The organism is Polyangium fumosum (assembly GCF_005144585.1).
In the GTDB taxonomy this organism is placed as follows: domain Bacteria; phylum Myxococcota_A; class Polyangia; order Polyangiales; family Polyangiaceae; genus Polyangium; species Polyangium fumosum.
In genome coordinates this window covers 51,065-74,793 of the sequence record NZ_SSMQ01000003.1, presented here as the reverse complement: position 1 = coordinate 74,793, position 23,729 = coordinate 51,065, and the positions used below count along the sequence as shown (strand labels likewise).

Sequence of the window (23,729 nt, the reverse complement as noted above, 5' to 3'; positions counted from 1 at the left end):
CTAGAAGTGGAGCCCCAGCACGGCGGAGCCGGTGACCGCGGCACCGTAGCTCGACCCTTCGACCTTGAGCACTTCCGCGCGTGCTCGTTCGAGGGTCGTGAGGTTCGGATCGCCCTGGATCTCCGTGACCTTCGAGGGATCGAGCCCCGGGCGCGTGAGGCCGAGGACCTCGGCGCTCGCGCTCACGCCGAGCGTGAACATGGGCGTGATGTAGTAGTCGAGCCCGGCCTGGCCGCGCACGTAAAACCCGTGGACCTGCGTGTTCTCCAGGGCCGTCGCCGCCGCGCCGCTCTGGAGCGCGCTCTTGAAGCTGCCGAGCGCCGTGTAGCCGCCGCCGAGCTCGAAGTGCGGCTCCAGGTTGCCGAGCGGCAGGTGCAGGCCGATCTCGCCGCCGACGCTGAAGAGGTCCCACGTGTTGAAGAAGCCCACGCGGCCGCGCGCGCCGATCGTGATGAACACGAGCCGCAAGCCGAGCCCCGCGCCGATCACCGGGCCGTTCGCCTGTGTCTCGATGAACCCCGCGCTGAAGCTCTGCTCGTCGATGTTGAAGGTCCGGAGACCCACGTGCTGGAAGCCGCCTTCGGCCTCCAGGTACACCCACTCGAGGCCGCGGCCCGAGTCGCTCTTCTTCGCGTCGTCGAGGTCTTGCGACGTCTCCGAGGCGGCCGGCGCCTGGCTCGCCGAGGGCGCCATCGGGGGCGGCGGCGAGAGCCCTCCGGCCGACATGTCCTGTGCGTCTGCGGTCCGTACGTAGGCCAAGGATACGAGCAAGACCGCGGAGGCGAGCGTGATCCCGGCAAGCCGGGTCGTGCGTTTCGTCGTCACGTTTCTTCGTCTCCCTTCGGTTCGTCGGGATCGTCCTCCCTGCGCGTCCCCTCGCCCTCCAGCATGCTCGTGTCGACCGGTGGGCCGGGGACACGGTAGGCACCCGTGAGCCAGCGCTCCAGGTCGAGCACCTTGCACCGGGCCGAGCAGAAGGGCCGCGCGGGGTTTTCGGGCCCGAGCACGGCCTCGCGGCCGCACTGCGGGCAAGTTGGTCGGGAGGATGCTCCCATGATGGCGCTAACGTAGCAGCCTCCCGGGCGACCATGTAGCCTCGGGGGCATCATGCGCTCGTGGAACCGAGCCGCGGCATTCGTGCTCGCCGCGGCGCTGCCTTTCGGATGTGCGGGTCGTGCAGACCTCGAGACCACCCTCGAAGGCGAAGACGATGTTTCCGTCCCGCCGATCGACACGGGTCCGCCCCCCGCGGCGGCTCGCGCAGACAAGCTCGATCTTCTGCTCGTCGTGGACAACTCGCGGAACCTCGACGCCGCGCAAGGCCTGCTCGTCGAGACGTTGCCTTACCTGCTCGACAGGCTCACGCGCCCCGCTTGCGTGAACGGCTTCGGCACCATCGTCTCCGAGACGGCGAGCCCCGAGGCGCCTTGCCCTGTTGGTGTGCGGGACTTCGCGCCTGTCAGGGACATCCACATCGGCGTGATCTCCACGAGCATCGGCGGTCACGGCGCGGACATCTGCAGCCCGGCGAGCAGCACGTTCGATCCGAGCGCCAACGATCGCGCGCGGCTGCTCACCCGCGCGGCGAGCGGCGGCGCCGTGCCCACCTGGGAGAACAAGGGCTTCCTCGCGTGGGATCCGGGCCAGGCGTCGAACCCCCCGGGCGACGCGGATCTCGGCGCGCTCGGCGCGAAGCTCGCCGAGATCGTGGGCGGCGTGCGCACGAAGGGCTGCGGCTTCGAGGCGCAGCTCGAGAGCATCTACCGCTTCCTCGTCGACCCCGATCCGTACCTCGACATCTCGCTCGTCGACAACAAGGCCGTTCCGAGCGGCATCGACGACGTCCTCCTCCAGCAACGCGCGGACTTCCTCCGCCCCGACTCGCTCGTCGCGGTCCTGCTCCTCACGGACGAGGACGACTGCTCGACGCGCGACGGCGGCCAGTACTTCGCCGTCAACCAGGGCACGGACCTCAACGGCAAGCCGTTCCGCATGCCACGCGGCCGCAGCGTGTGCGCCGCGACGCCGGACGATCCCTGCTGCGTCTCGTGCGCGCAGCCCACGCCGCCCGGTTGCCTCGACACGGAACTCGATCCCGCATGCAGCGCGCCTTTCACGGCGATCGAGGATCCTCTCAACCTCCGCTGCTTCGAACAGAAGCGTCGCTTCGGCATCGACTTCCTCTACCCGACCTCGCGGTATGTCGACGGCTTCGCGCGCGACGTCGTCTCCAACCGCGCCGGCGAACTCGTGAAGAACCCGCTCTTCGTCGGCGACCGCCCGCGGGAGCTCGTCTTCTTCGCCGGCATCCTCGGCGTGCCTTGGCAGGACGTCGCGGTGGATCCCAAGGCGCTCGCGACGGGCCTCTTGCCGGCGACGGAGCTCGACTGGTCGCTCCTGCTCGGCGATCCCGAGACCGGCGAGCCGCCCGCCGATCCGCTGATGCGCGCCTCGATCGAGCCGCGCGAAGGCATCCACCCGCGCACGGGCATCCCGCTCGCGCCGCCCTCGGCGAGCGCGCTCGAAAACCCCATCAACGGCCACGAGCGCACGACCACCGCCCGCGACGACCTCCAGTACGCGTGCATCTTCCCGCTGCGCGTGCCCAAGGAGTGCACGGGCCAGGCCGACTGCGAGTGCGCGGGCACGGACGTCACGACGAACCCCGTCTGCCAGGCCCCCGACGGGAGCTACGGCGCGACGCAACGCTTCGCCCGCGCCGTGCCCGCCACGCGCCCGCTCGCCGTCATGAAGGAGCTCGGTACGCAAGCCGTCGTCGCCTCGATCTGCGCCGAGAAGGTGAGCTCGCCCGTGCAGCCGACCTTCGCGTACAAGCCCGCCGTCGACGCGTTGCTCCGCACGATTCGCCGCCGCCTCGAACCCGCCGACTGAACCTCACTCCACCCGCACCGCCGCGTAGAGCGCCTCGCCGTCGCGGCGCAACCGCACGAGCAGCGTCCCCGGTCGTTTCGCCTTGTCCACCAGGCGCAGGAAGTCCGCGCCGTCCTCGATCGGCTGGCCGTTGACCTCCACCACGACGTCGCCCACTTCGAGCTCGCCCGCGGCCGCGCCGCGCGGATCGAGCCCGTCGATGCGCGCCCCGCCGCCGAGCGCGTCGCTCACCGACACGCCGAGGGTCTTGCGCGGGCCGACGTCCTCCGGCTTCTGCGCCGGTTTTTCCTCGGCCTCCGGTCTCGCCAGCACCACGCGCTTGACCTGCTCCTCCTTGCCGTGCCGGATCAAGAGCCGCATCGACTCGCCGGGCTTGCGGTGCCCGAGCAGCCGCGCGAGCTCCGCCGCCTGATCGATCGGCTCGTCGTCGGCCGACAGGATCACGTCGCCCGGCTCGATGCCCACCTTCGACGCCGGCCCGCCCGCCTCGACGTCCGTCACGAGCGCGCCCGTCGGCCCTGGCAGCGCGAGCGCGCGCGCGAGGTCGTGCGAGATCGCCTGGAACGCGACCCCGAGCACGCCGCGCGAGACGTGCCCCGCGTCGCGCAGCTCCGGGATCACGGCGCGCACGTCGTCGATCGGGATCGCGAAGCCGATGCCCTGCCCGCGCGCGTGGATGACCGTGCTCACGCCGACGACGCGGCCGCGCCCGTCGAAGACCGGGCCACCGCTCGAACCGGGGTTGATGCTCGCGTCGGTCTGGATGAGGTGATCGAAGGGCCCGAGCCCGAGCACGCGCTCCTTCGCGCTCACGATGCCCAAGGTCACCGTGTGCCGCAGGCCGAACGGGCTCCCGATGGCCACGAGGTAGTCGCCCACGCGGAGCGCCTCGCTCGTCCCGAACTGCGCGACCGCGAGGCCCGACGCGCCGCGCAGCGCAAGCAGCGCCACGTCGAGCTTCTCGTCCTCGCCGAGCACCGACGCTTCGAGCTCGCGTCCGTCGGAGAGCTGCACGCGCACGCGCTCGGCGCCGTGCACCACGTGGGCGTTCGTCACGACGAGCCCGTCGGGGCTCACGATGAAGCCCGATCCCACCGCCCGCTCGATCGAGCGTGACGTCCCGCCCGCGCGCACGCGCTGCGGGTCCCCACGCTCCTCGGCCCCGCGTGTGGCCGCGATGCTCACCACCGTCGGTCGCACGTGCTCGACGAGGGTCGAGATGTCGAGCGCGACCCCCGCCTCTCCCGGCGGTGCCGGGGGCAACGCCGCCGCCGCCGTGGGCGTGAAGGCGCGGTCGTTCGTGGTCGCATCGGCGCGGTTGCTGCAAGCCGGGACCCCGTGGGTCAGGGCCAGGCCCAGCGTGAAGGCCAGCGCGGAGGACGTCATGGACGGCACGTAAAGCCGTCCCCTTGGGTCGCAAGCGACGTGGCAGCGGGTCTCTAGCCCCGCGTGAGCTCGACCCGCAGGAACTCGACGGTGATCTCGACGTGACGCCCGCTCGTCTGCGTGAAGGAGGCCACGCCGCGTTTGCCTTCCCAGCGATGCGCCAGGCCAAACGCGCCGGCGCCGCTCGGATCCTCCGGCGCGTCCGTGTCGCTGAGCTCGACCGAGAGCCGGAGGATCTGCTTGCCCGCGGTGACCGAGCCGCCTTGCAGCGCGAAGGTCCCGCCGCGGAGGAGGGCCATGGTGTTCTTGGCGGCCTTGAGCAGGTGCGCGGGCGGGTTCGGCGCGAGGGGCTCGACGCCGGTGATCTTGCCCTCCTCGCTGATGATCATGGCCACCTCGATCGACCCGCCGCTGCCGATCGCTAGCTTCCCCCATGCCGCGTCCGAGCCGCTGGCCATCGGCAGGGCGCGCGTGAACGCCCGCCCCAGGTCGCGGACCGAGGACGCCCCCTCTGCGCCGAACGAGCCCCCGCCTCCCGGAGACGATCCCCCCGGGGGATTTTGTTCCCCGGAGCTGGGGGATGTGTCTTTGGATACGGGGGGCGTCGTTTTGGTGCGGGGGGGTGTATTTTTGGATACGGGGGATCGTTCGCCGGAGCTGGGGGATCGTTCGCCGGAGCTGGGGGATCGTTCCTCGGAGGGGGGGACTGGCTCGTGGGAGGGGGGGACTGGCTCGTGGGAGGGGGGGACTGGCTCGTCCGGATCCTTTTTGGGCTCCTTGGGCTCCTTGGGCTCCTTGGGCTTGGGCGGATCGGCCTTCGGCTTGGGCGGATCGGCCTTCGGCTTGGGCGGGTCGACCTTGGGCGGAGGCGGCGGCGGCTCTGCGGGCTCGTTCGGGGCGGCCGCGGGCGGCTCGTTTGGGGCGGCGGGGGCAGGGGCGGGCGCCGGCGCCGGCGGTTCGGCGGGCGCGCCTCCGATCTCGCTGCCCGTCACGTCCACCTCGTGCAGCTCACCGCCAATCGGCGCGGCCGTCGTCCCGGCCCACGTATCCGCCGGGGGAGCGAACTCCTCGGGCGCGTGCTCCTTCCGCAGCCCGGCGGCGGCGATCAGCGACGCGTGCGCCAGGATCGACACGATGACCGCTCCCTGCATCACCCACGTCGTGCTGGATCCGTCGCGTGCCATCCCGGTTGTCCTCGCGCCTTCGCGCTCGTAGTGTCCGTCAGGCAGGACAACGCCCGCGCGCCCACGTTCCCAGTCCCCTTCAGGTTACATGAGGCTCCTCGCCATCTCCACCTCCACGCCTCGCGGCAGCGCGGCCGTCTTCGACGGAGGCAAGCTCCTCGGCGCGTCCGTCTACACGGACCTCGCAGGCCACGCCGAGCGCGTCTTCCTCGCCGCCGCCGAGGCCCTCGCCGCGGCCGGCGTCTCCGCGGCGTCGATCGAGGCCTTTGCCTGCGACATCGGGCCCGGCTCGTTCACGGGCGTCCGGGTCGGCGTCGCCGCGGCGAAGGGCATGGCCATCGGCCAGGGCGCGCCGCTCGCCGGCGTCGGCTCGCTCGAAGCCATGGCCGCGGACGCCTTCGCGAGCGGACGCGCTGGGCCCCACGACATCGTCGTCGCCGCCCTCGACGCGAAGAAGCAGGAGCTCTTCCTCGCCGCGTTCGACGCGAGCGGCGCCGTCTGCTGGGCCCCGCGCCACGTGCCCCGCGCCGACGTGGCCGCGCTCGTGCTCGCCGGCCCGGGTTCTTTCCTTCCGCCGGGCGGGCTCCTCCGTGTCGTCGGGGAGGTCGCGGCCGAGGACCCGGCGCTAGAGGCCTTCGTCCTCCGATCCCCCGGGACCGACCTGCCCGACGCTGCGGCCGTGGGGCGCGTCGCGCTCGCGCGGCTCGGTGCCGGCGGCGACTTCGACGCCGAGCACGTCGAGCCGCTTTACGTTCGTCCGCCCGACGCGAAGCCGATGGCATCGGGCGGGCCCAGCTAGGTAGACTCGCGACCGGATGGACCTACTCGACGACGATCCCGAGGCCGCCGAGGCGGCGCGTGTGCTCATCGCGCGCTTCGGCAAGAGCTTCCAGCCCGGCGAGGTGATCTACCGGGAGGGCGAGCCCGGCACGGAGGCGTATCTGCTCGAGGAGGGCCGCGTGCGCCTCATCAAGAAGGTGCGCGGCGCCGAGCGCAGCTTGATGGTGCTCAAGCCTGGCGACCTCTTCGGCGAGTCGGCCCTCTTGCCCGGCGCCGAGCGCTCCTCCACCGCGGTCGCGCTCTCGTCCGGCCTCGCGCTCGCGATCGACCAGGCGACGTTGCAGAACTTGCTCGAGCACAATGCGGGCATCGCCTCGCGCATGGTCAAGCAGCTCGTGCGAAGGCTGCGGGACGCCGAGGATCAGATCGAGCTCATCATGCTCACGGACGTGCAGTCGAAGATCGTGAGCGCGCTCCTCAAGCTCGCGCAGCAGACGCGCGAGCCGGGGGGCAACAACGCGCTCTTCTCGGTCTCGCCGATGGAGCTCGCGACGCGCGTGGGCCTCGACGTCGACACCGTCAAGCGCAGCGTGCAGAAGCTCCGGGAGGGCCAGTACATCCGCGTCGCCGACGAGCGGCTCGAGGTCCCGGACATCGAGGGCCTGCGCAAGCTCTACGGCCTGCTCGGTCAGAAGGACGAAGTCGCGAGCGAGGCGTGACCTGATCTCGGCCTTCTCGGGGCCGAATGTTTCGCCTCAAAGCAACGCGAAATTTCCCCGCATAACACGCCTTGTGTCCGTCACGCCACCCTTTCCAGGGGTGCGTGTGTTTCTTTGTCTCGGTGCGTGGGGGAGGGCGTCTTTTGCGGGTTGACGCTTCTTCCAGCCTGGGTTACCCAAGTTTTCCCGGGCGCCTGGCCCGGATTTGGGCCTCGGGCGAGCCCGGGGGCGGATCGGGAGAACCCTTCTCCGACGGAACAAGGGGATCCCGAACAGTTAAGGACGCATGATCCAGGGGCAAACGGGCAAGAAAACGGGCGTCTGGTCGCGCAAGGTGCGCGGCCCTGCGGCGCTCGCTTGCTCGGTCTTGTTCCCTGTGTTGCTCACGTTCGCGCCGGCGTGCAGCGGCGCGCAGGAGCGCGCGGACGGCGTCGACGCGAAGGCGCGCGCCGAGTACGACCTCGGGCGGGAGGCGTTCGAGGGGGGGCGGCTGCGCGAGGCGCTCGGCCATGCGCAGGCCTCGCTCCGGATCGACGAGACGAACCCCGACGCGCACTACCTTTCGACCGTCATTCTTTTGGCATTCTGCGCGTCGGACGAGACCTCGACGGACTGCCGTTTCGAGGAGGCGGAGCGCCACGCGCGCGCCGCGCTCGAGTCTGCGCCCGAGATGCGCGACGCGAAGAACGCGCTCGGCGTCATTCTCGTGCATCGGAAAAAGTACGACGAAGCTGTGTCCGTCCTCAAGCCGCTGGCCGAGGACATTCTTTATGCTTCCCCCGAGCAAGCGTGGGGAAATCTTGGCTGGGCATATCTTTCGCGTGGGAGCCTCGACGAGGCGATCGACGCGCTTCGGCGGTCTCTCGCGGCGCAGCCGCTGTTTTGTGTAGGGAACTACCGGCTCGGGTTGGCGTACGAGAAAAAAGGCGAGCTTGCGCTTGCGCGAGAGGCCTTTACGAAAGCGCTCGAGACGGATAAACCTCAGTGTCGGAATCTCCAAGAGGGGTTCGCCGCCCGCGCTCGCGTGGCGGGAAAGCTCGGGCAGCAGGATCTCGCCCGGGAAGATCTCGAACGATGCCGCGATGTGGCCCCGGCGACAGTGGCCGGCAAGCGTTGCGCTGCAGAACTCGGATCGTTGCAATGAGTCTTTGCGCGGCTTGTTTGAAACGTGCAAAAGGGAGTCAATCGAATCGATTGAATGAACGGGTGAAGTAGGGATGGAGTCGATCGGCCGCTACCTGAGACATGCCCGTGAGACGAGGGCAATGAGCGTGGAGGAAGTCTCCCGCGCCACCCGCATTCCCGTCCCCTCGATCGAGCGAATCGAGGCGGATCATTTCGATGATTTGCCAGGTGAAGTGTTCGTCCGGGGGTTCCTGCGCGCCTACGCGCGGGCCGTCTCCCTCCCCGTGGAAGAGGTGCTCGCCCGGTATACCGCGAGCCGCCGCGTCGCCGTGGTCACGCCACTTCCCATTGCCTCCCCGGCCGGAGGTTCGCAGGGCAAACGCTTCGGCGTGGCGATGGCCTTCGTGCTTCTGCTGATCCTGTTCACGCTGGCCCTGAGCATCGTCATGCGGCCGCGCGGGCATGATATGCCCCCTGAACTGTCGAGTTACGATGGGGGGCGCCGAGACGCCCCCCAAACCCCCCTGGTCTAGTCACGATGGGGGGCGCCGAGACGCCCCCCAAACCCCCCTGGTCTAGTCACGATGGGGGGCGCCGAGACGCCCCCCAAACCCCCCTGGTCTAGTTACGATGGGGGGCGCCGAGACGCCCCCCAAACCCCCCTGGGGGTGAGCGCCGAACGCGTTATGCTTGGCGGTGTGACCGAGCCAAGCGGGCGTCGCCGGGGCCGCAGCGCCCTCCTCAAAAAGATCCTGCGCACCGAAGCGCTGCTCGTCCGGCGGGTCCCCGTGGGCGAGGCGGATCTCATCGTCACGCTTTTCACCGAGGCGCGGGGCATCCTTTCGGCCGTCGCGCGCTCAGCGCGTCGATCGAACAAGCGTCTCGTCGCGCTGGAGCCGATGCACCTGCTCCGCGTGACGCTCGAAGAGCGCGAACAAAAAGACCTGGCCGTGCTCGGCGAGGCCTCCATCGCGCACCCGCGCATGCACGTCGTCGCAGCGCTCGATCGTCTGGAAGCCGCAGGCAGAGCGCTGCGCTGGGTCCGCTCGGTCGCGCCGCCCGGCACACGCGAGCCGGGGCTCTTCGCCACGGTCAACGAGCTGCTTGACGCGCTCGATACGCCCGCGGCCACGCGCTCGCCCGAGGCTGAGCTCGCGACGTCAGGGTTGCGCCTGCTCTCGGATATGGGCTTCGGGCTGGTGCTCGATCGATGCGTGCGCTGCAGCCGCGTGTGCCCGGCAGAGGCGCCCGCATGTCTGGATGCGCTCGCCGGCGGGCTCGTCTGTCGCGCTTGCGGCGGAGCGCGACTCGTGCTGCGGGCGGACCTCCGAGCGCGCGTCGAAGCCGCCTGCGCGGGCGACGACGAGGCACTCCGCGCGGAGGACACGCGGATCGTGGTGGACCTCGTGGAGGCCGTGATCCAAGCGCACGCCGGTCCGGCGAAGTAGCTGCCTAGCAGCCTGTGGACTTATCTGCTGCGCGCCCCGAATCGTCGGCCGACATCGCTCGAAATCCTTGAGGATTCCTCGCTCCGTCGCCCTAGCTTCGGGGCGCTCGCGACGATAATTCCACAGGCTGCTAGGCGCGTGCTTCCTTCAACTCCATCGGCAGATACCGCCGTACCGCCCGCGGCATCCCGTACGTCTGCTCGATCTCCAGGTACGGCCGACCCGGCGCATTGCGCGGAAACGCGAAGCTCGCCGTATTCGCATATCGCTCCGTGAGCGCCTCGCGGTGCGTGTGACCAAACACCACGAGCCGCGCGCCCGTCGCGTCCGCGATCCGCGTGGCGCCGTCGGCGAGCTGCTCGGCCACCGAGCCGGCATAACGGTTGTGCCCGCGCGCCCAGCTCAGCGTCATCGCCAGCGCCCCGATGGAAAACGCCGCCCCGCCTGCCCGCTTTTGGCCGAGCGCCGCCGCCGAGAGCCCTGCGCTCATCGCCAGCGTGGACAGCACCCGATCGAAGTAGAGACGCGAAAACGTCCGGCTCAAGCTCGACATCGTCGGCCGCGCGCCGAGCGGCAACATCGTGCCCACGAGCTCGGGCGGAATGCCGAGCTCTGCGATGAAACGAGCGGCCTCCTCCGCGCCGAGCGGCGCTTCGCCCTCCGCGCGCCGTTGATACGTCCGCCCGCTGCGCAGCATGGCGTGGATTGCGGCGTGGAAATAACGATAGATCACGTAGGGCGCGCGCGGGCCGTAGAACGAGAACGCGGAGAGGAAGAGCCGGAGGGGCGTCTCGTCGTTCATGTTGAGGTAGCGATAGGCGCCCGTCGGCGCGATGAATTGCTCGACGAAATGGACGCCGAGGCTCGCTTCGCCCGCGACGAGCGGATGAGCCGGGGCGTTGTCGGGGTCGTAGAGGTGGCCGTGCTCGATGTGGAGGTCGCCCTCGCGAAAGAACCAAGGGGTCGTGCGCAGCCGCGCGCGCGCCTCGGCCGGCGGATCGAGCGCCGTCACGAGGGCATCCCGGAAATCGGCCAGCGCGAGGGCTGCGTCGTGGTTGCCGCTCACAAGCCAGAGCTCGCCTCCTCGTGCGAGGTGGCGGCCGAACGCGGCTTTGGCAGCCGGATGCGCCTCGAACACCGCCTCGACGGCGCGCGGCAGCGGCAAGCGGGGCAAATCGGCCGAGAGATCGAAGAGGTCGCCTGCGCACACGATTCGCGCGCCCGGGTATGCGTCGACCAGGCGGGCGAGATCCTCGGACACGGCCCGTGGCACCGAGCGGGTCAGGTGAACGTCACCGAGCACGACCGTGGAGGGCGATTGCACCATGGTCGCTTCTTATGACGCGTCCAGCCGGGGCGAGCAAAGTGATGTTTCCGTCGTCGGGCGCGCGGCGCGCAAGGGATGGGGGCTCTCGCCCGGCAAGCCGAGCTACCGCCCCCATATCCCCATCGACAACCCCGAGGGCACGCACCAGGGAGCCATTCATGGAGAGCTCGATCCGTCGCCGAGAGGCCAATGAGCAGCCCCTCATGGGGCAGATTCGCCACGCCCTGGAGATGCGGGATGTGGAGGCGCTCGCGGACCTTTATGCCGAGGACGCGATCCTCGAGGAGGTCTCGAGCCTGAACCCGCCCGCGCACCCCATCGTGGTGCAGGGCCGCGAGGCCATCTTGAAGCAGCTCCGCGACGAGTTCCTGCGGGACCCGGTCGGCGGGTGGCATCGCGAGGTGAAGAGCACGGACATCATCGACGAGATGGAGACGGACGAGGCCGTCGCCTTCACCGAGGTGCGCACCTATGCGGCCGGCGACAAGGTGATCACGCAGCATTTGGCGCACAAACGGAACGGACGTATCCAGCACGATCGGCTGGTCGTGGCGCGCGACTCCGATTGACGGAGCCCGGCCGGGAGCGCTCGTCCGAGCGCGCGCGCCATTTCGGCGAACGCGTCGTCGTCTCCGTCCATTCGGCGCGCGTGTCGAGGGATGTGGGGGAGGCCCACATCTCTCTTCGCGCGCGGCGCTCCTCGGCGGCCTTGCGCTCGGCCTCTGCGTCGTCCGGCGAGACGAGCCGCCCGGCCGTGCTCGGCGCGTGATAGCGTCGAGGACGGAGGTCGAGGGAGATGAGACGTCGCTCGCTTGGATGGGCTTGGCTCGTGATGTTCGCGGCGATCACCGCGTATGCGTGCGGGGGAGGCGGAGAGAATTCGTCGGGCGCGGGCGGCGGCGGCACGGGCGCTGCGGGGCCCGGGGGCGCGGGCGGCGGCGCGCCCGACGCGGGCGAAGACGGGCTCTTCGTCGATCATGGCCCGGTCGTCTCGCTCACCGTGGACCCGAAAACGGCGCTGATCGTCGTGCAGAATGGTGTCGCCACGCCCGTCGACTTCCAGGCCATTGCCACGTTCCAGGACCAGACGACCGCCGTCGTCTCGGCGGATTGGACCTTCGATCGGCCGGACGTGGCGCTCGTGGGCCTCGGCACGGGCAAGCTCTCGCCGACGGGCACGGTGGGCGGCAAGGGCAAGGTGACGGCGAGCTCGAATGGGCTCACGGCATCGGCGGACGTCACGGTCGAGCTTGCATTCGTGGAGAACCCGGGCGGGCTCACGGCCGAGGAGCAAGCGGCGTTCGACGCGCCGGATCCGGGCCCCTCGGGCGCCATCGTGTATCCCTACGACAAGACCGTGTTCGCGCGGGGCATCCTCGCGCCCGAGATCATGTGGAATGGCGGCGCGCCGGGCGACGCGTGGCTCGTTCACCTGAAGCAATCGTACGTCGACGCGAAGTTTTACGTGAAGGCCGATCCGCCGTCCGCCTTCCTCATGGCGGAGGATTTCTGGGGCAAGCTAGCGGCCTCGAACGCGGGCGAGCCCGTCGAGGTCTCCGTCTCGCGTCTCTCGGGCGGCAAGGCGTACGCGCCGGCGAGCCAGACGTGGTCGATCGCGCAGGGCAGCCTGCGCGGGTCCATCTATTACTGGGCTGTCAACACGGGCCAGCTCATGAAGATCTCGCCCGGGTCGGCGAACCCGTCGGTCGTCTTTGATTCGGGCTCGTACGATCAGCTCGGCGCGCCGCCGCCGCCCGATTACGATCAGTACCAGCCTCCCTGGTCGCAGGGCGTGAACAACAAGCGTTGCGTCGCCTGCCACGTGGTCAGCAAGGACGGCAGCCGCCTCGCCGCCGTCTTCGAGCGCAAGGGCCAGGCGCCGAGCCCCTGGGGCACGATCGACCTCACGCTGCCGGATCCGCAGGTCATCCAGGTCTCGTCGTACAACTCGCAGACGCTCTTCGTCGCGCTCACGCCGGACGGCAAGGTCGCCGTGCAAAATGACGTCGACCTCCGCATGCGCATGAAGGACGCGACCACGGGCGCGGCGATCCCGAGCGAGCTCGACGCGATCGCCGACAAGACCGCGGACCCGGCCTTCTCCCCCGACGGCAAGCTCCTCGCCTTCTCCAGCAACGTCACGGGCAGCTACCCCGTCGAGTTCTGGCGCGGCGACCTCGACGTCTTCGATTTCGACGCTGGTACCAATGCGCTCGCGAACCGCCGCCAGATCGTCGCCGCCGGCAACCTCGCGATCGCGTTCCCGAGCTTCTCGCCCGACTCGCAATGGCTCCTCTACCAGAAGGGCGATTACAGCCGCGCGAAGTACGGCGCGAACCAGGTCGGCCTGAACGACCTCTACATGGCGGACGTGGCCAAGGCCGTCGGCGAACTCCCGCTCGACGCGGCGAACGGCGTCGGCTACCTCGACGAAAAGAACCGCCGCATCAATTACCAGCCGACGGTGAACCCCATCGCGGTCGGCGGCTACATGTGGGTGGTCTTCGTCAGCCCGCGCGATTACGGCAACCGCATGGTCTCGGCGACGAACCCGACCTACGAGAATCGCAAGCAGCTCTGGGTCGCCGCGATCGACGTGAACCCGACGCCCGGCAAGGACCCGAGCCACCCGGCGTTCCTGCTCCGCGGCCAGGATCTCTCGACGATCAACATGAGCGGCTATTGGTCGCTCGAAGCCTGCAAAGGCGAGGGCAACTCCTGCGCGCAGGGCTTCGAGTGCTGCACGGGCTTCTGCCAGCCCGACGGCAACGGCACCTACGCCTGCGTCCCGCCGCCCGCGGGCAAGTGCTCCGAGATCGGTGAGAAGTGCACGACCGGCGCCGATTGCTGCGGCGCGCCCCAGGACCAGTGCATCGGCGGGTTCTGCGCGCAATCGCAGCCGAAGTGACGTCGAAGCCGGGGGGCCCTCCCGCCCCCCGCGCCTCGCTTCCCGATCAGCTCCGACTCGCGGACCGGATCAACCCTCGGACGAACTGGATCCCGCCGAAGATGATCGCGCCCCACGCCATCACGTATTTCCCGCCCCCGTTCGCGGCGCTCGCGTACGTGGCGGCCGTCACGACGATGCCGCCCACACACCAGAGCCCCCCCACAACCATGTCACGCTTGCCATCCATCGCTGCTCGTCTCCCGCGCCGTGCGCCCGGAACGCATCATCGCCGCGGCGCGGCAGAACGCGCAAGTGTGGATTTGGGTTAAGGCTTGCAACCGAGCCGGAGGCTCCGGTTCACCTCGTCGGCGCGGATCGCGTTGTTGCCGCTGCGGGTGGCGATCTCGATGGCGCGCGCCTGGATCGCGCACTTCTCGGCCTTGTAGCGGTCGATCATCACGTGAAGGACCTCGGTCGCTTCGAGCGGCCGCCCTTCGTCTTCGAGGATCTGCGAGAGCCGGTTCAGCTCTTGCTTGATGACGTCCTCGTTGCTCTCGGCGAGGCGCACGAAGAAGGCGGCGGCGTCTTTCGCGCTGAGCGGCTTGCGGGTGGCCGCGAGCTTGGGCGCGTCGCGGTAGATCTCGTCGACCGTGCCGGCGGGCCCGTGGATGCGGGCGGCGCTGGCGGCGCCTTCGAGCGCCTTCCACGACTCGTCGAGGCGGCTCAGCTTGTGGAGCGAGATCGCGAGCCGGTAGCCCGCGACGCTCGTGCGCTCGCTCGGCGTGTACTCGACGATACGCGCGTAGAGCTTGTAGGCGTTCTCGTGGTCCTCGGCGTTGAAGAAGAACTCGGCGAAGTTCCAGTACGCCTCGGGGACGAGGGGGCTCTTCGGGTGCTTCTCGATGAGCTCGAAGTAGATGGGCCGCGCCGCGGCGCCCTGGCCGTACGCGACGTAGAGCCCGCCGAGCCGGAAGAGGACCTTGTCCATGTCCTTGTAGTCCGGATGATCGGCGATGAGCTTCTTGTGCGCCTTGATCGCCTCGGCGGCGTACATGTCGGCCTTCTGGACGAGCTTCTGCGCGTCGGGCTTCAGGCGCTTGACGGCGGCGGCGTTGCGCGGGGGGAGCACAGGGCCGGCCTTCGCGGGGGCCTCGCTCTCGCCTTCGGGCGCCTTCGGCTCGGCCGGCGGGGGCAGGGAGGCGACGTTCGGATCGGCGGCGAGGGCGCGATCGCGATGGTTTTTCGAGAGCTCCGCGAGCAGCTCGCCGAGCCGATCGAGCGCCTTGGGGCGACCCGAGTCGGATTTGTCGATCGCGGAGAGGAGCTGGTTCAACTGCGTGATCTCACCGAGCAGCGCGGCGTCCGGCCCTTGTTCGGCCTGGGGCTGAGGTTTGCCCGAGGTGCCCTCGGAGGAAGGATCTTTCGGGTCGGGCGTCTCTCCGCCGCCGCATCCGGCGAGGGCGAGGGAGAGGCTGAGGCCAAAGGGGAAGAGGAGCGAGGCGGCCGTGCGCATTGCGAGCATGCTAGGCGATCTTTACCGCCCTGCATCGGCGACAAGCAAGATCGTGTCGCTGTCTTCGGATCGAAACGCGCCGCTCACGCCTCCTGCTTCGAGGCGAGGAGCCGCGCGAGGCGCTCTGGCTCGACGCGCACGGTGAGGATCTTCTCCCGATCGAACGTGACAGCGCCGGGCGCGCTTTTCCTGGGCTTTCGGACATGCCGGCGCTCGACGTAGCTCACCTCGCAGGCGCTCTCGCCGCGGGCGTCGCTGAAATGGGCGGCGAGGGTGGCGGCGTCGACGAGCAGCTCGGCGGGACAATTCTGCCTCTTGTCGAGGGGCACGATGACATGCGCGCCGTGGATGTTCTTGGCGTGGAGCCAGAGGTCGTGCGGACGCGCGTGCCGCGTGAGGAGCTCGTCGTTGTCCTTGCCGCCGCGGCCGACGAGGATGGTTCGTCCGAGCGCATCCTGAAACGCGTGGTACGGCCTGCGCTCCTTGTCCTGCTTTCGTGTGGCCTTGCCGCGGGACACGGCCTCGATTTCGGAGGCGGAGACGCCGGCGCGCTTGGCCTGCTCGGCGATCGCGTCGAGGGCGGCGGGATCGGCCGGGGCCTCGGCGATCGCGTCGACGAGCGGGAAGACGGCCTCCCACGCGCGCTCGGTCTCGGCGAGCCGCTTCTCCATGACGGCGGCGCCGCGCTGAAGGCGCCGGGCCTTCTGAAAAAACGTCTCGGCCTGGATCTTCGCAGGTTTGTCCGGCGCGAGGGCGACCTCGATCGTGCCGCCTTCTTCCCAGTCGTCGAGCGTGGCCTTGGTCGCGCCCTTGGGGACCTTGTTTCCCTGGGCGACGAGGAGCCGCCCGATCTTCTGGAGCCGCGGCGCATCCTGAAGGCGCGCGAGATCCTGGCGCACGGCCTCGGCGCGCCGTTCGAGGGCCTTGAGCTTGGCCTTGGCCGCACGAAGGAGGCCCGCGCGGAGGAGGTCGAGCGCGCGCGCATCGGAGGCCTCGACCATGGCGAGGCCGTGGCGTTCGAGGGTGTCGGGGGCGTCGAGCCAGCGGGATGGATCGACGCCATCACGCGGGGGAGCGCCTTCGGGATCGAGCGGCCAGACGACGACGGCGCCGGAAGGCGAGGAGACACAAGCCTGGCCGCGTCGTCCGACGCGGAGGGAGAGGCGCGCGCCGGGGAGCGTGTCGTCGGGGGGATCAAAGGTGAGGTGAAGGGCGCCGTCCTGGAGGTCGATCGAGCGAACCCGGTGATCAACGAGGTGCGCGCGCATGGCCGCGACGAGGGGGTGGGCGGAGGTGGCGCGCGCGCGCGGGAGGCGCGGGAGGAAGCCGAGCCCGGTGACATGCGGGCCGAGGCCAGCGCCGAGGGAGAGCCTGCGGCCGATGTAGAAGGCGAGGGAGAGGAGGCCGGTCTCCGGGCAGAGGTGGGCAGCTTCGAGGCGGGCGTCGAGAAGGGGGGCGAGGGGAGGGGGCGGCGGGGCCGAGGTGGGGGTGGTCATGACCGGGGGAGAAGGTGTATACAGGCAGGTCGGTGCGAGCGGGAGCGGAGGCGCGAGCGGAGCGAGGTGGACGAGCGGGGGCGGAGGTACGGTAGATTGGGCCTCATGGCGGAATGGTAGACGCCGAGGATTTAAAATCCTCTGCCCGAAAGGGCGTCCCGGTTCGAGTCCGGGTGGGGCTACTCGTAGTGAAGTGGCTGGTTTTGGGATTGGCCGAGTAGACAGGGAGACGCAGACGACTGGCACGTGGGTGGCACGTGGGCAGCAGACGGGCGGTTCGGAGGAGGATGCGGGCTCGGTGAGAGCCGCCGCTGCTGGGATGGCCGCTGGGGGAGCTGGAGCTTGCGCGGCCGGTGAGGCCGGGCCGCGGTGGTGATGCTGGCGGCGCTGATTGAGGTGCAGCGGGCGGCCGTGGCGGCTGGAGATTTAGAGGCGCGCGGGTGGCGCATGAGGCGGTGGGAAAGCTGTTGGGAGGGACGGGGGCGAGGGGGGTAAGGGCTAGCCGCCAAAGACCTACGGTTTACGAAAACGGAGCCGGTTTTCGGCTGCCCCCTCGCAAGTTGCTGATAAACGGCTCGGAACAGCCAGGGTGCGAGGGTGAGGGGGGCGGCGGGGAAGGCGACGGGAAGGGACGGGAATGAGGCTGGGCAGTAGACGGGCAACGGCTGAAAAGCCAAGTTTGCCAGACTAGAACTCATCTCATAAACCGTCCAGTAGGTTCGTCAGCTCCAATATCCCACTTGGTAGGATCAATCGAACGATCCTCGGTCCAGCCATCGGTACATTTTTGATTGCTGGCGACATATGCATGTGTGGACCTGACAGACCCTCAGTGGGCGCTCCTCGAGCCTCTTATCCCAGCTCCGCGCGTGCGCGCCGATCGTCGCGGGAGGCCGTGGAAGGATGCGCGCGAGGTACTCAACGGCATCTTGTGGATCATGCGCACCGGCGCTCGATGGGCCGACTTGCCCGAGAGATATCCGCCCTACCAGACGTGCCATCGGCGGTTCCAGCAGTGGTCGAAGGACGGCACGCTCGAACGGATCCTGTACGCGTTGGCCGGGGACTTACGTGACCGAGGGCAGCTCGACTTGAGTGAGGCGTTCATCGACGGCACGTTCGTGAGCGCCAAAAAGGGGGGCCCTGCGTCGGGAAGACGAAGCGCGGCAAGGGGACCAAGATCATGGCCATTGCAGACGGCTCTGGTCTTCCTCTCGCCGTCTGCATCGCAAGTGCTTCGCCGCATGAAGTCACGCTCGTCGACCGAACGCTCGATAGGTGCTTCCTCGCCCAGCTCCCCACGCGCCTCATCGGCGACAAGGCCTACGACAGCGACGCGCTCGACGTGCGGCTCGCGGAGGCGCGGGGGATCGAGATGATTGCGCCCAATCGCTCGAATCGCAAACGCCTCACCCAAGACCTCCGCCCCCTCCGCCGATACAAGCGCCGCTGGAAGGTAGAGCGCCTCTTCGCTTGGCTCCAGAGCTTCCGCCGCATCGTCGTTCGGTACGAGCGCCACACCGAAAACTTCCGCGGCTTCGTCCACCTCGGATGCATCGTCCTGTTCCTCAGGAGGCTGCTGGACGGTTTATGAGATGACTTCTAGTCGGAGTCGCTGTCCGTGTCGTGCTTCATGGTTGGTTTCTTCGTCGTCTTCTCCAGGGTGACGTAGGTCACCGGGGCCTTCCCGTTTTCCTCGAAGTGCTTGATGATCTCGTCTCTGGAATACCCCCGGAGCGCCGATTGGGAAGGCCAAAGGGGCCCGGATCTTGCGGTGCCGAGGAGTCCGAGGGCGATCGTACACACCGCGCAAGGCCGCTTTACCCCGCCCAGGTACCTCATGTCGAGGTTGTCCTTCCCCTTCACATGGGCCATGATGCGGCGCTCGGCGTGGAGACCGTCTCGACTCGCTTCCACCGGGTCTGGGATTTCAAATTCGAATTTTTTGATCGCCTTGAGTACATCATTCATCTCGTCATCTTTGATCGCCTTGAGTACATCATTCATCTCGTCATCTTTGAGTTTTTTCTTTGGTGCGTAGAGTTCCTCGAGCTTGTTCAGCAGCTTGCCCACGTGCCGCTTCTGGCGTTCTGTCTTGAGATCGCTACTGTTTATTTTCAGCACCGTTTTATTTTTTATGTCTCGAAAAATAGCAGCGTTCACGCTGTTGTTGTTCGACGAGACCACCACGGTCTTGGTCTTTGTGTTGTAATAGCTCTGTATTTCCTCTCCTTTGCGGTACTTGGCGAAGAGCAGCGTCGAAAGCCAGCGCAGGACCTGTTTTGGCCGATCTGGCGAGAATGAACGTTCGCTTCGTACGTGCTTATCGTCCCAATACAGTTTGTGTAATTTTGATTTTTTCTTGCTCGATTGCCATTCCTTACCTACCCGGTGCCATGTCTCACTCTGATTGGCTCCGTATTTCACCCATTCCAACTTTTGCACAGGAGTGACGGGCAATTTCTCCTCCTCTTCCTCCTCTTCCTCCTCTTCTCCCGAATCTACTCGGCTCATCATGCGCTGCACCACAAGGGCGGAGTGAGGCGCAAGCTTGGGCTGAACCATGGTGGCTGGGTGCGGAGGCGGCTCGAGCGCGGGCCCAATGGCTGGGGCTGGGTGGGGGCAGAGAGGCGCGGGGGCGAGGCGCACGCTGCGTTGGATGACCGTTGCCGGATGCGGCGGCATGGACCGCTGCACCGTCGCCGGATGCGGCGACATGGACCGTTGCACTGTCGCTGGATGCGGCGACATGGATCGCTGCACCGTCGCCGGATGCGGTGGAGGGCGCTGGATCGTGCGGTGTTGGAATACGGCCCGGGGTGCCGGCGCGGGGTTCATCACCCCCGGATGGGCCAGAGCTGGGGCGCCTATGGTCGCCGGATGGGGCGGCAGGGGTTTTGCGGGACTGTGCGGGCCGCGACCTCGCCGCGCGTGGTCATTCGCCATGCGGCGGAGGTTACTCCGGAGACGTCGGGGCGACCAAATCTCAGCGTGGATCTCGCGCCTGGGGGCGAGGGACCGCGTCGGCGCTCGTCGAGCGGCGGTAAGCGCCCGGCCAACTACATCTTGGAGCCCCTGCGCCAGCCGTTCACTCTGCCCTCGACGCATCTGGAGGACGGATGGCACGGAGGACGGCGAAGCAGTGAGCTCGGCTGGTCGCGCGCTGGAAGCGCAGCGGCCTGAGTGCGGGGGAGTTTGGCGCGAAGGTAGGGGTCGACGCGCACAGCCTGCATTGGTGGCGCTGGTCGCTGCGTAAACGCGAAGCAATCGAGGACGCGCCGACCGCGCCCACCGAGTCGGTTCCGGCATTCCTGCCCGTTCACCTCGTCGAAGCCGTGTTGCCCCGTGAGCAGGCCGCGCCTCTGGCCCGCAGCGGCGTGGAGATCGTCGTCGACGAGCGACACGCAGTGCGCGTCAGCCCGGGATTCGACGAGGAAACGCTACTGCGCGTCCTCGGCTTGCTGCGTGATTGGGAGTCGCGCTGATGTTCACGCTCCCGCCCGCGTTGCGTATCTACGTGGCCACGACGCCCGCGGCCATGCGTAAGAGCTTCGATGGCCTGTCGGCTGCCGTGGCGCAGATCATCGGCCAGGATCCCACCTCGGGCCACCTCTTCGTGTTCCGGAATCGTCGCGGGGATCAGATCCGCGTGCTGTTCTGGGACCGCACCGGCTATTGCATCATCGCCAAGAGGCTCGCACGTGGACGCTTCCATCTCCCCATGCCTGCGTCGCCTGCGGCCCGCCACCTCGAGGTCGACGCCGCCGAGCTGGGCCTGCTCCTCGAAGGCATCGATCTGAGCGACGCCCAGCGCCGCAAGCGGTTTCGGCTCCTCCCGCAGCCGCGGCACCACGCGTGAGGGTTCGTCCTCCGTAGCCGCCGTAGGTTCGCCCGGGGCTCTTCGGGCAAACCAGGGTGCGACGTTTTTGCTTGATATTCAGGCGCGCGAGGCACTCTATCGGCAAGCCAAGGAGTACGAGCGCATGGGCGTCCGGCTGTCGCCCTCGACGCTCGGCGATTGGTTGGCGTTCGCGGTGGACGTGCTCGAGTCGATCTGGCGCCGTATCGCGAAGGCCGTGCTCGATTCGAGCTACGTGCGATGCGACGACACGGGCCTGCGCGTGCTCGATCGAGACCATCCCCAGGGCGTCAAGAGGGGGCATGTCTGGGCCTATGTGGGCGCGAGTCACGTCGTGTTCCACTACACGCCGAATTGGAGTGCCGAGGGGCCGGCCGCGTTCCTGAAGTCGTTTCGAGGCTACCTGCAGGGGGACGGCTACGCGGGGTACGACAAGATCCTCGCGGGACAGGTGGGTGGCGACGGTGAAAACGATGGTATGGCGCTGGTATCCACGGAGCGTCGCCTCGGGTGCGGGATGCACATCCGGCGAAAGTTCGAGGAGGCGTCCAAGCTGGGCGACGCAAGGGGCGCCGTCGCCCTTGCGTCGATACGGCGAATCTACGAGCTCGAGCGAGACTGCAAGGAGCGCGGTCTATCGGCCGAGGAGCGGCTCGCGGAGAGAAGCGCGCGGAGCGTGCCGATCCTATCGGTGGGTCCACGAGATTCACACGCAGCAGATTCCGTCGACGCCCCTGTACAAGGCGACGCGGTATGCCATCAAGCACGAGGCCGCCTTTCGGCGCTGCTTCAGCGATGGGCGCTTCGAGATCGATAACGGCGAGGTGGAGCGGCGGCTCCGGTGGGTGGCGCTCGGGAGGAAAAACTTCCTGTTCGCCGGCTCGGACAAGGGGGCGGAGAGGCTGGCGATTGCCTACACGATGACCGGCTCATGCCACATGAACGGCGTCAATCCGCTCGCCTACCTGACAGACGTCATCGAGAAGCTGCAATCAGGCTGGCCCAAGGACCGCCTCGATGAGCTGCTGCCGAACGTCTGGAAGCCAGGCCTGGCGACGTCGGAAGGCTGACGGGCGGCGAACCGACCGTACACATCCAACGGACCAGCCCGGAGCCTCCGAGCTCCGGCGCCGGGGGCGATGCTGGGGATGCGGTTGGTCGGGCGGTTACGGGCGCTCGTCAACGTTCTCCAAGGCCCCGCAGTGGGGATTTGCGGCCACACACTTCGAGTCCATGCGCTGGAACGACGAGTTGTGGCTCGCATTCAAGGACGCGAGCAGCAGCTTGGCGCAGCCATTCGGGCTGATCCTGGTGCACCCAGAGTGCACCTATGCATCGATGTATGATTTGATGGGCCCGTAGGAATCGAGGAAGGAACCGAGACGGACATGGATGACACCATGGCAAGGGGGTTCCTCGAGCGTCCCCGCCCTCCCCGCTCCGTGCCCGAGCCCTCGGCAACCGAGCCCGAGCCTCCTCCCCATCGCGTCCGCGCGGATCCCGATCGCGTCCACACCCTCGGCAACCGCGTCCGCGCGGATCCCGATCGCGTCCACACCCTCGGCAACCGCGTCCGCGCGGATCCCGATCGCGTCCACACCCTCGGCAACCGCGTCCGCGCGGATCCCGATCGCGTCCACACCCTCGGCAACCGCGTCTTCGCCCTTGGCAACGGTGTCCGAGCGATCCCCATCGGGTGCTCTCGCCCTCGACAACCGCGTCCTCACCCTTGCCAACCGCGTCCTCACCCTTGCCAACCGCGTCCTCACCCTTGCCAACCGCGTCCGCGCGATTCCCCCTGTCCTCCTGGACCTCTACAACCGCGTCTGCGCATTCCCCCCACCGCGATCTGGCCCTCCACGCGGGCGTCGACGGAGGAAGATTCCGCCGATGAGAGCATCCGACCCCTGCTTACCTTGCGGCCCTCACCCCACAACGCCCGCTCCTTCCATGAAGGTGCGGGGCACGGAAGGCGGCCCAGGAAGCGGGGAGGCGCGGACCGATTGCGCGCAGACTTCCCCGCTCCCCGCGGGACGCGTCTCACCGGGGGTGAGATCGTGGCAAGCCGTGCCTATTTCTTGAGCTTGCCGGCCGCCTCGATTTTTTTGAGTTCACTGTGTCCGCCGACGAGGATGCCATCGATGAACACCATCGGGAAGGTTGGAAACCCTGCCCAGAGCTTGATGGCGAGGCGTTCCTTCCAACGGGAAAAGTAGCTTCCGTACTCGAGATACGTATACTTGACGCCTGCCTGGTCGAGCAATTTGCGGGCGTTTTTCACGACCGGATTTTGCGCCATGCCGACGACGACGACGGGATCACGCGTGACAGCGGCTGCGACCTCGTCGACAATGCCTCGGTGGAAAGAGGCGATGATGTCGTGGACCTCGGGGGAAACCTTGTCGCTCGGAAGGGTTGGACGAGTGCTCATGGTCACGCTCGTGTAGTCCAACCACGAGCGCTTTGCAACGTGCTTGCCGTTCGCGGTCAAGGTCGACGGGGGCGAGACTCATGAGTCATTTCCCAAGAGTGAAGGAACGCTGAATTCTTCTCGCCCAATCCTCCAGCACTTGTGTGGCCTCGCGTGCCGGAAGATATCTCAACTTGTCGAACTCGCGCGACAACGCGTCGTCCTTGGCACCCGTAAACATGACCATGGGCACGACATCGAGCGCTGCCGCAATGCGGTACACGGGTATCATCGTCGCGTTGACGCGGGCACGCTCGATGCTCGACAGGTACCCCCTGGACAAGCCGCTCGCCTCGGCGAGCTGCGCCTGCGTGATCCCCCGATGCAAGCGCAGCTCACGGACGCGGGCACCTACTCGGACACGAAACTCTTGAGCATCGCGTTTTTCTTGTCGAGGCACAGGCTGGTCCTTCCCGACGGAGGTCGTCGCCCCACCCTTACTACGCCTTGCCTCCACCGACAAACCCTTCCATCAAATCCGATTGTCCGGTCACACGGCCGTAGCCGCAGAGGCCTGGTGTCGGACTCTCCGAGGTTTGTCTCCGGCCTTGACGCGTCACAAGTCGCCAGGTAGCATCCCTGCGTGCGTATCCGCCTCTTCTTCGCTGCATGGCTCGTAACGTCGGCAACCGCCGCATCG

At 68.1% G+C, this 23,729-nt stretch carries 25 protein-coding genes, 1 tRNA gene and 1 pseudogene; 15 read left to right on the top strand and 12 right to left on the bottom strand.

The genetic code is table 11. From position 1 onward, the window contains the following. On the bottom strand, positions 1-825 hold the full coding sequence (locus E8A74_RS04165; RefSeq protein WP_136927604.1) for a hypothetical protein: 825 nt from the start codon (positions 823-825) through the stop codon (positions 1-3). Further along, the gene (locus tag E8A74_RS04160; RefSeq protein WP_136927603.1) at positions 822-1,055 is read right to left on the bottom strand and encodes a DNA gyrase inhibitor YacG; all 234 of its coding nucleotides are present in this window, start codon (positions 1,053-1,055) and stop codon (positions 822-824) included. Before E8A74_RS04160 ends, E8A74_RS04165 begins: the two co-directional genes overlap by 4 nt. A 52-nt stretch (positions 1,056-1,107) precedes the next feature. Here E8A74_RS04160 and E8A74_RS04155 point away from each other — a divergent pair, with 52 nt between their 5' ends. Beyond that, positions 1,108-2,892, top strand: coding sequence for a hypothetical protein (locus E8A74_RS04155; protein ID WP_136927602.1), 1,785 nt, complete (start codon positions 1,108-1,110; stop codon positions 2,890-2,892). A 3-nt stretch (positions 2,893-2,895) separates the two neighbouring features. Here the strand turns inward: E8A74_RS04155 and E8A74_RS04150 are convergent, their stop codons facing one another. Both E8A74_RS04150 and E8A74_RS51865 read right to left on the bottom strand, forming a co-directional pair. Next, complete coding sequence (locus E8A74_RS04150) at positions 2,896-4,278, bottom strand: trypsin-like peptidase domain-containing protein (protein WP_170228848.1); 1,383 nt, start codon at positions 4,276-4,278, stop codon at positions 2,896-2,898. Between the two features lie 53 nt (positions 4,279-4,331). Continuing rightward, the gene (locus tag E8A74_RS51865) at positions 4,332-5,462 is read right to left on the bottom strand and encodes a hypothetical protein (RefSeq protein ID WP_170228847.1); all 1,131 of its coding nucleotides are present in this window, start codon (positions 5,460-5,462) and stop codon (positions 4,332-4,334) included. Positions 5,463-5,550: 88 nt separating this feature from the next. On the opposite strand from E8A74_RS51865, the gene tsaB reads away from it, so the two are divergent. The 5 genes from tsaB (at position 5,551) to recO (ending at position 9,534) form a co-directional block, all read left to right on the top strand. Next, complete coding sequence (gene tsaB, locus E8A74_RS04145) at positions 5,551-6,261, top strand: tRNA (adenosine(37)-N6)-threonylcarbamoyltransferase complex dimerization subunit type 1 TsaB (protein WP_136927600.1); 711 nt, start codon at positions 5,551-5,553, stop codon at positions 6,259-6,261. Positions 6,262-6,277: 16 nt separating this feature from the next. Further along, complete coding sequence (locus E8A74_RS04140; RefSeq protein WP_136927599.1) at positions 6,278-6,961, top strand: Crp/Fnr family transcriptional regulator; 684 nt, start codon at positions 6,278-6,280, stop codon at positions 6,959-6,961. 286 nt (positions 6,962-7,247) lie between these two features. After that, positions 7,248-8,105, top strand: coding sequence for a tetratricopeptide repeat protein (locus E8A74_RS04135; RefSeq protein ID WP_136927598.1), 858 nt, complete (start codon positions 7,248-7,250; stop codon positions 8,103-8,105). A 73-nt stretch (positions 8,106-8,178) separates the two neighbouring features. Continuing rightward, entirely contained in the window at positions 8,179-8,619 is a 441-nt protein-coding gene (locus tag E8A74_RS04130; protein WP_136927597.1) for a helix-turn-helix domain-containing protein, read from the top strand. A gap of 165 nt (positions 8,620-8,784) precedes the next feature. Continuing rightward, positions 8,785-9,534: a DNA repair protein RecO gene (gene recO / locus E8A74_RS04125; protein ID WP_136970312.1), complete on the top strand. Its 750-nt coding sequence runs from the start codon at positions 8,785-8,787 to the stop codon at positions 9,532-9,534. Between the two features lie 130 nt (positions 9,535-9,664). Here recO and E8A74_RS04120 read toward each other — a convergent pair whose 3' ends face one another. Further along, positions 9,665-10,861 (bottom strand): metallophosphoesterase, encoded by a 1,197-nt coding sequence (locus E8A74_RS04120; protein WP_136927595.1) that lies wholly within the window; start codon positions 10,859-10,861, stop codon positions 9,665-9,667. On the opposite strand from E8A74_RS04120, the gene E8A74_RS04115 reads away from it, so the two are divergent. The 3 genes from E8A74_RS04115 to E8A74_RS04100 all read left to right on the top strand — a co-directional run bounded on the left by E8A74_RS04115 (position 10,860) and on the right by E8A74_RS04100 (position 13,769). Next, the gene (locus tag E8A74_RS04115) at positions 10,860-11,054 is read left to right on the top strand and encodes a hypothetical protein (RefSeq protein WP_136927594.1); all 195 of its coding nucleotides are present in this window, start codon (positions 10,860-10,862) and stop codon (positions 11,052-11,054) included. The two genes, E8A74_RS04120 and E8A74_RS04115, sit on opposite strands and share 2 nt — an antisense overlap. Positions 11,055-11,064: 10 nt before the next feature. Continuing rightward, on the top strand, positions 11,065-11,430 hold the full coding sequence (locus E8A74_RS04110; RefSeq protein WP_136927593.1) for a nuclear transport factor 2 family protein: 366 nt from the start codon (positions 11,065-11,067) through the stop codon (positions 11,428-11,430). A gap of 227 nt (positions 11,431-11,657) precedes the next feature. Next, positions 11,658-13,769, top strand: a complete 2,112-nt coding sequence (locus E8A74_RS04100; RefSeq protein WP_136927591.1) for a TolB-like translocation protein — start codon at positions 11,658-11,660, stop codon at positions 13,767-13,769. Between the two features lie 46 nt (positions 13,770-13,815). Here the strand turns inward: E8A74_RS04100 and E8A74_RS04095 are convergent, their stop codons facing one another. The 3 genes from E8A74_RS04095 to E8A74_RS04085 form a co-directional block, all read right to left on the bottom strand. Next, entirely contained in the window at positions 13,816-13,998 is a 183-nt protein-coding gene (locus E8A74_RS04095) for a hypothetical protein (RefSeq protein ID WP_136927590.1), read from the bottom strand. Positions 13,999-14,076: 78 nt separating this feature from the next. Continuing rightward, a complete protein-coding gene (locus tag E8A74_RS04090; protein WP_136927589.1) occupies positions 14,077-15,273 on the bottom strand; it encodes a hypothetical protein in 1,197 nt (398 codons plus the stop codon). A gap of 74 nt (positions 15,274-15,347) precedes the next feature. Then, complete coding sequence (locus tag E8A74_RS04085) at positions 15,348-16,760, bottom strand: NFACT RNA binding domain-containing protein (RefSeq protein ID WP_136927588.1); 1,413 nt, start codon at positions 16,758-16,760, stop codon at positions 15,348-15,350. A 99-nt stretch (positions 16,761-16,859) separates the two neighbouring features. On the opposite strand from E8A74_RS04085, the gene E8A74_RS04080 reads away from it, so the two are divergent. After that, positions 16,860-16,942 (top strand) — tRNA-Leu (locus E8A74_RS04080). Between the two features lie 630 nt (positions 16,943-17,572). Continuing rightward, positions 17,573-18,354 (top strand): IS5 family transposase gene (locus E8A74_RS04075; RefSeq protein WP_211365283.1). Its coding sequence is split into 2 segments (ribosomal slippage): positions 17,573-17,918 and positions 17,918-18,354, totalling 783 coding nucleotides; the frame shifts between segments, so codons are not numbered across the junction. 8 nt (positions 18,355-18,362) lie between these two features. Here E8A74_RS04075 and E8A74_RS04070 read toward each other — a convergent pair. Next, positions 18,363-19,706, bottom strand: coding sequence for a hypothetical protein (locus tag E8A74_RS04070; protein WP_136927587.1), 1,344 nt, complete (start codon positions 19,704-19,706; stop codon positions 18,363-18,365). A gap of 206 nt (positions 19,707-19,912) precedes the next feature. On the opposite strand from E8A74_RS04070, the gene tnpA reads away from it, so the two are divergent. From tnpA to E8A74_RS55935, 4 genes and pseudogenes are all read left to right on the top strand, one after another. Next, positions 19,913-20,245 (top strand): IS66 family insertion sequence element accessory protein TnpA, encoded by a 333-nt coding sequence (gene tnpA, locus E8A74_RS55940; protein ID WP_420814202.1) that lies wholly within the window; start codon positions 19,913-19,915, stop codon positions 20,243-20,245. Further along, entirely contained in the window at positions 20,245-20,619 is a 375-nt protein-coding gene (tnpB, locus tag E8A74_RS04065) for an IS66 family insertion sequence element accessory protein TnpB (RefSeq protein ID WP_136927586.1), read from the top strand. The genes tnpA and tnpB overlap by 1 nt, the downstream gene beginning before the upstream one ends. Positions 20,620-20,743: 124 nt before the next feature. Further along, positions 20,744-21,458: pseudogene (locus tag E8A74_RS51860) on the top strand (IS66 family transposase); the annotation flags it as partial. 81 nt (positions 21,459-21,539) lie between these two features. Beyond that, positions 21,540-21,689 carry a transposase domain-containing protein gene (locus E8A74_RS55935; RefSeq protein ID WP_420814201.1) on the top strand — a complete coding sequence of 50 codons (150 nt, stop codon included), beginning with the start codon at positions 21,540-21,542 and terminating at the stop codon, positions 21,687-21,689. Between the two features lie 258 nt (positions 21,690-21,947). On the opposite strand, the gene E8A74_RS51850 is transcribed toward E8A74_RS55935, so the two are convergent. From E8A74_RS51850 to E8A74_RS04045, 3 genes are all read right to left on the bottom strand, one after another. Continuing rightward, positions 21,948-22,367 (bottom strand): hypothetical protein, encoded by a 420-nt coding sequence (locus E8A74_RS51850; protein WP_170228844.1) that lies wholly within the window; start codon positions 22,365-22,367, stop codon positions 21,948-21,950. Between the two features lie 323 nt (positions 22,368-22,690). After that, positions 22,691-23,050 carry a glutaredoxin domain-containing protein gene (locus E8A74_RS04050; RefSeq protein WP_136927584.1) on the bottom strand — a complete coding sequence of 120 codons (360 nt, stop codon included), beginning with the start codon at positions 23,048-23,050 and terminating at the stop codon, positions 22,691-22,693. 85 nt (positions 23,051-23,135) lie between these two features. After that, a complete protein-coding gene (locus E8A74_RS04045; RefSeq protein ID WP_136927583.1) occupies positions 23,136-23,489 on the bottom strand; it encodes a helix-turn-helix domain-containing protein in 354 nt (117 codons plus the stop codon). Between the last annotated feature and the right edge of the window lie 240 nt (positions 23,490-23,729).

Bases quoted from the DNA above. Each gene is read 5' to 3' on its own strand.
- E8A74_RS04160 (WP_136927603.1), bottom strand. From the start codon at position 1,055: ATGGGAGCATCCTCCCGACCAACTTGCCCGCAGTGCGGCCGCGAGGCC.
- E8A74_RS04155 (WP_136927602.1), top strand. From the start codon at position 1,108: ATGCGCTCGTGGAACCGAGCCGCGGCATTCGTGCTCGCCGCGGCGCTG.
- E8A74_RS04150 (WP_170228848.1), bottom strand. From the start codon at position 4,278: ATGACGTCCTCCGCGCTGGCCTTCACGCTGGGCCTGGCCCTGACCCAC.
- E8A74_RS51865 (WP_170228847.1), bottom strand. From the start codon at position 5,462: ATGGCACGCGACGGATCCAGCACGACGTGGGTGATGCAGGGAGCGGTC.
- tsaB (WP_136927600.1), top strand. From the start codon at position 5,551: ATGAGGCTCCTCGCCATCTCCACCTCCACGCCTCGCGGCAGCGCGGCC.
- E8A74_RS04140 (WP_136927599.1), top strand. From the start codon at position 6,278: ATGGACCTACTCGACGACGATCCCGAGGCCGCCGAGGCGGCGCGTGTG.
- E8A74_RS04135 (WP_136927598.1), top strand. From the start codon at position 7,248: ATGATCCAGGGGCAAACGGGCAAGAAAACGGGCGTCTGGTCGCGCAAG.
- E8A74_RS04130 (WP_136927597.1), top strand. From the start codon at position 8,179: ATGGAGTCGATCGGCCGCTACCTGAGACATGCCCGTGAGACGAGGGCA.
- E8A74_RS04115 (WP_136927594.1), top strand. From the start codon at position 10,860: ATGGTCGCTTCTTATGACGCGTCCAGCCGGGGCGAGCAAAGTGATGTT.
- E8A74_RS04120 (WP_136927595.1), bottom strand. From the start codon at position 10,861: ATGGTGCAATCGCCCTCCACGGTCGTGCTCGGTGACGTTCACCTGACC.
- E8A74_RS04110 (WP_136927593.1), top strand. From the start codon at position 11,065: ATGGGGCAGATTCGCCACGCCCTGGAGATGCGGGATGTGGAGGCGCTC.
- E8A74_RS04100 (WP_136927591.1), top strand. From the start codon at position 11,658: ATGAGACGTCGCTCGCTTGGATGGGCTTGGCTCGTGATGTTCGCGGCG.
- E8A74_RS04095 (WP_136927590.1), bottom strand. From the start codon at position 13,998: ATGGATGGCAAGCGTGACATGGTTGTGGGGGGGCTCTGGTGTGTGGGC.
- E8A74_RS04090 (WP_136927589.1), bottom strand. From the start codon at position 15,273: ATGCTCGCAATGCGCACGGCCGCCTCGCTCCTCTTCCCCTTTGGCCTC.
- E8A74_RS04085 (WP_136927588.1), bottom strand. From the start codon at position 16,760: ATGACCACCCCCACCTCGGCCCCGCCGCCCCCTCCCCTCGCCCCCCTT.
- E8A74_RS04070 (WP_136927587.1), bottom strand. From the start codon at position 19,706: ATGGCGAATGACCACGCGCGGCGAGGTCGCGGCCCGCACAGTCCCGCA.
- tnpB (WP_136927586.1), top strand. From the start codon at position 20,245: ATGTTCACGCTCCCGCCCGCGTTGCGTATCTACGTGGCCACGACGCCC.
- E8A74_RS55935 (WP_420814201.1), top strand. From the start codon at position 21,540: ATGACCGGCTCATGCCACATGAACGGCGTCAATCCGCTCGCCTACCTG.
- E8A74_RS04050 (WP_136927584.1), bottom strand. From the start codon at position 23,050: ATGAGCACTCGTCCAACCCTTCCGAGCGACAAGGTTTCCCCCGAGGTC.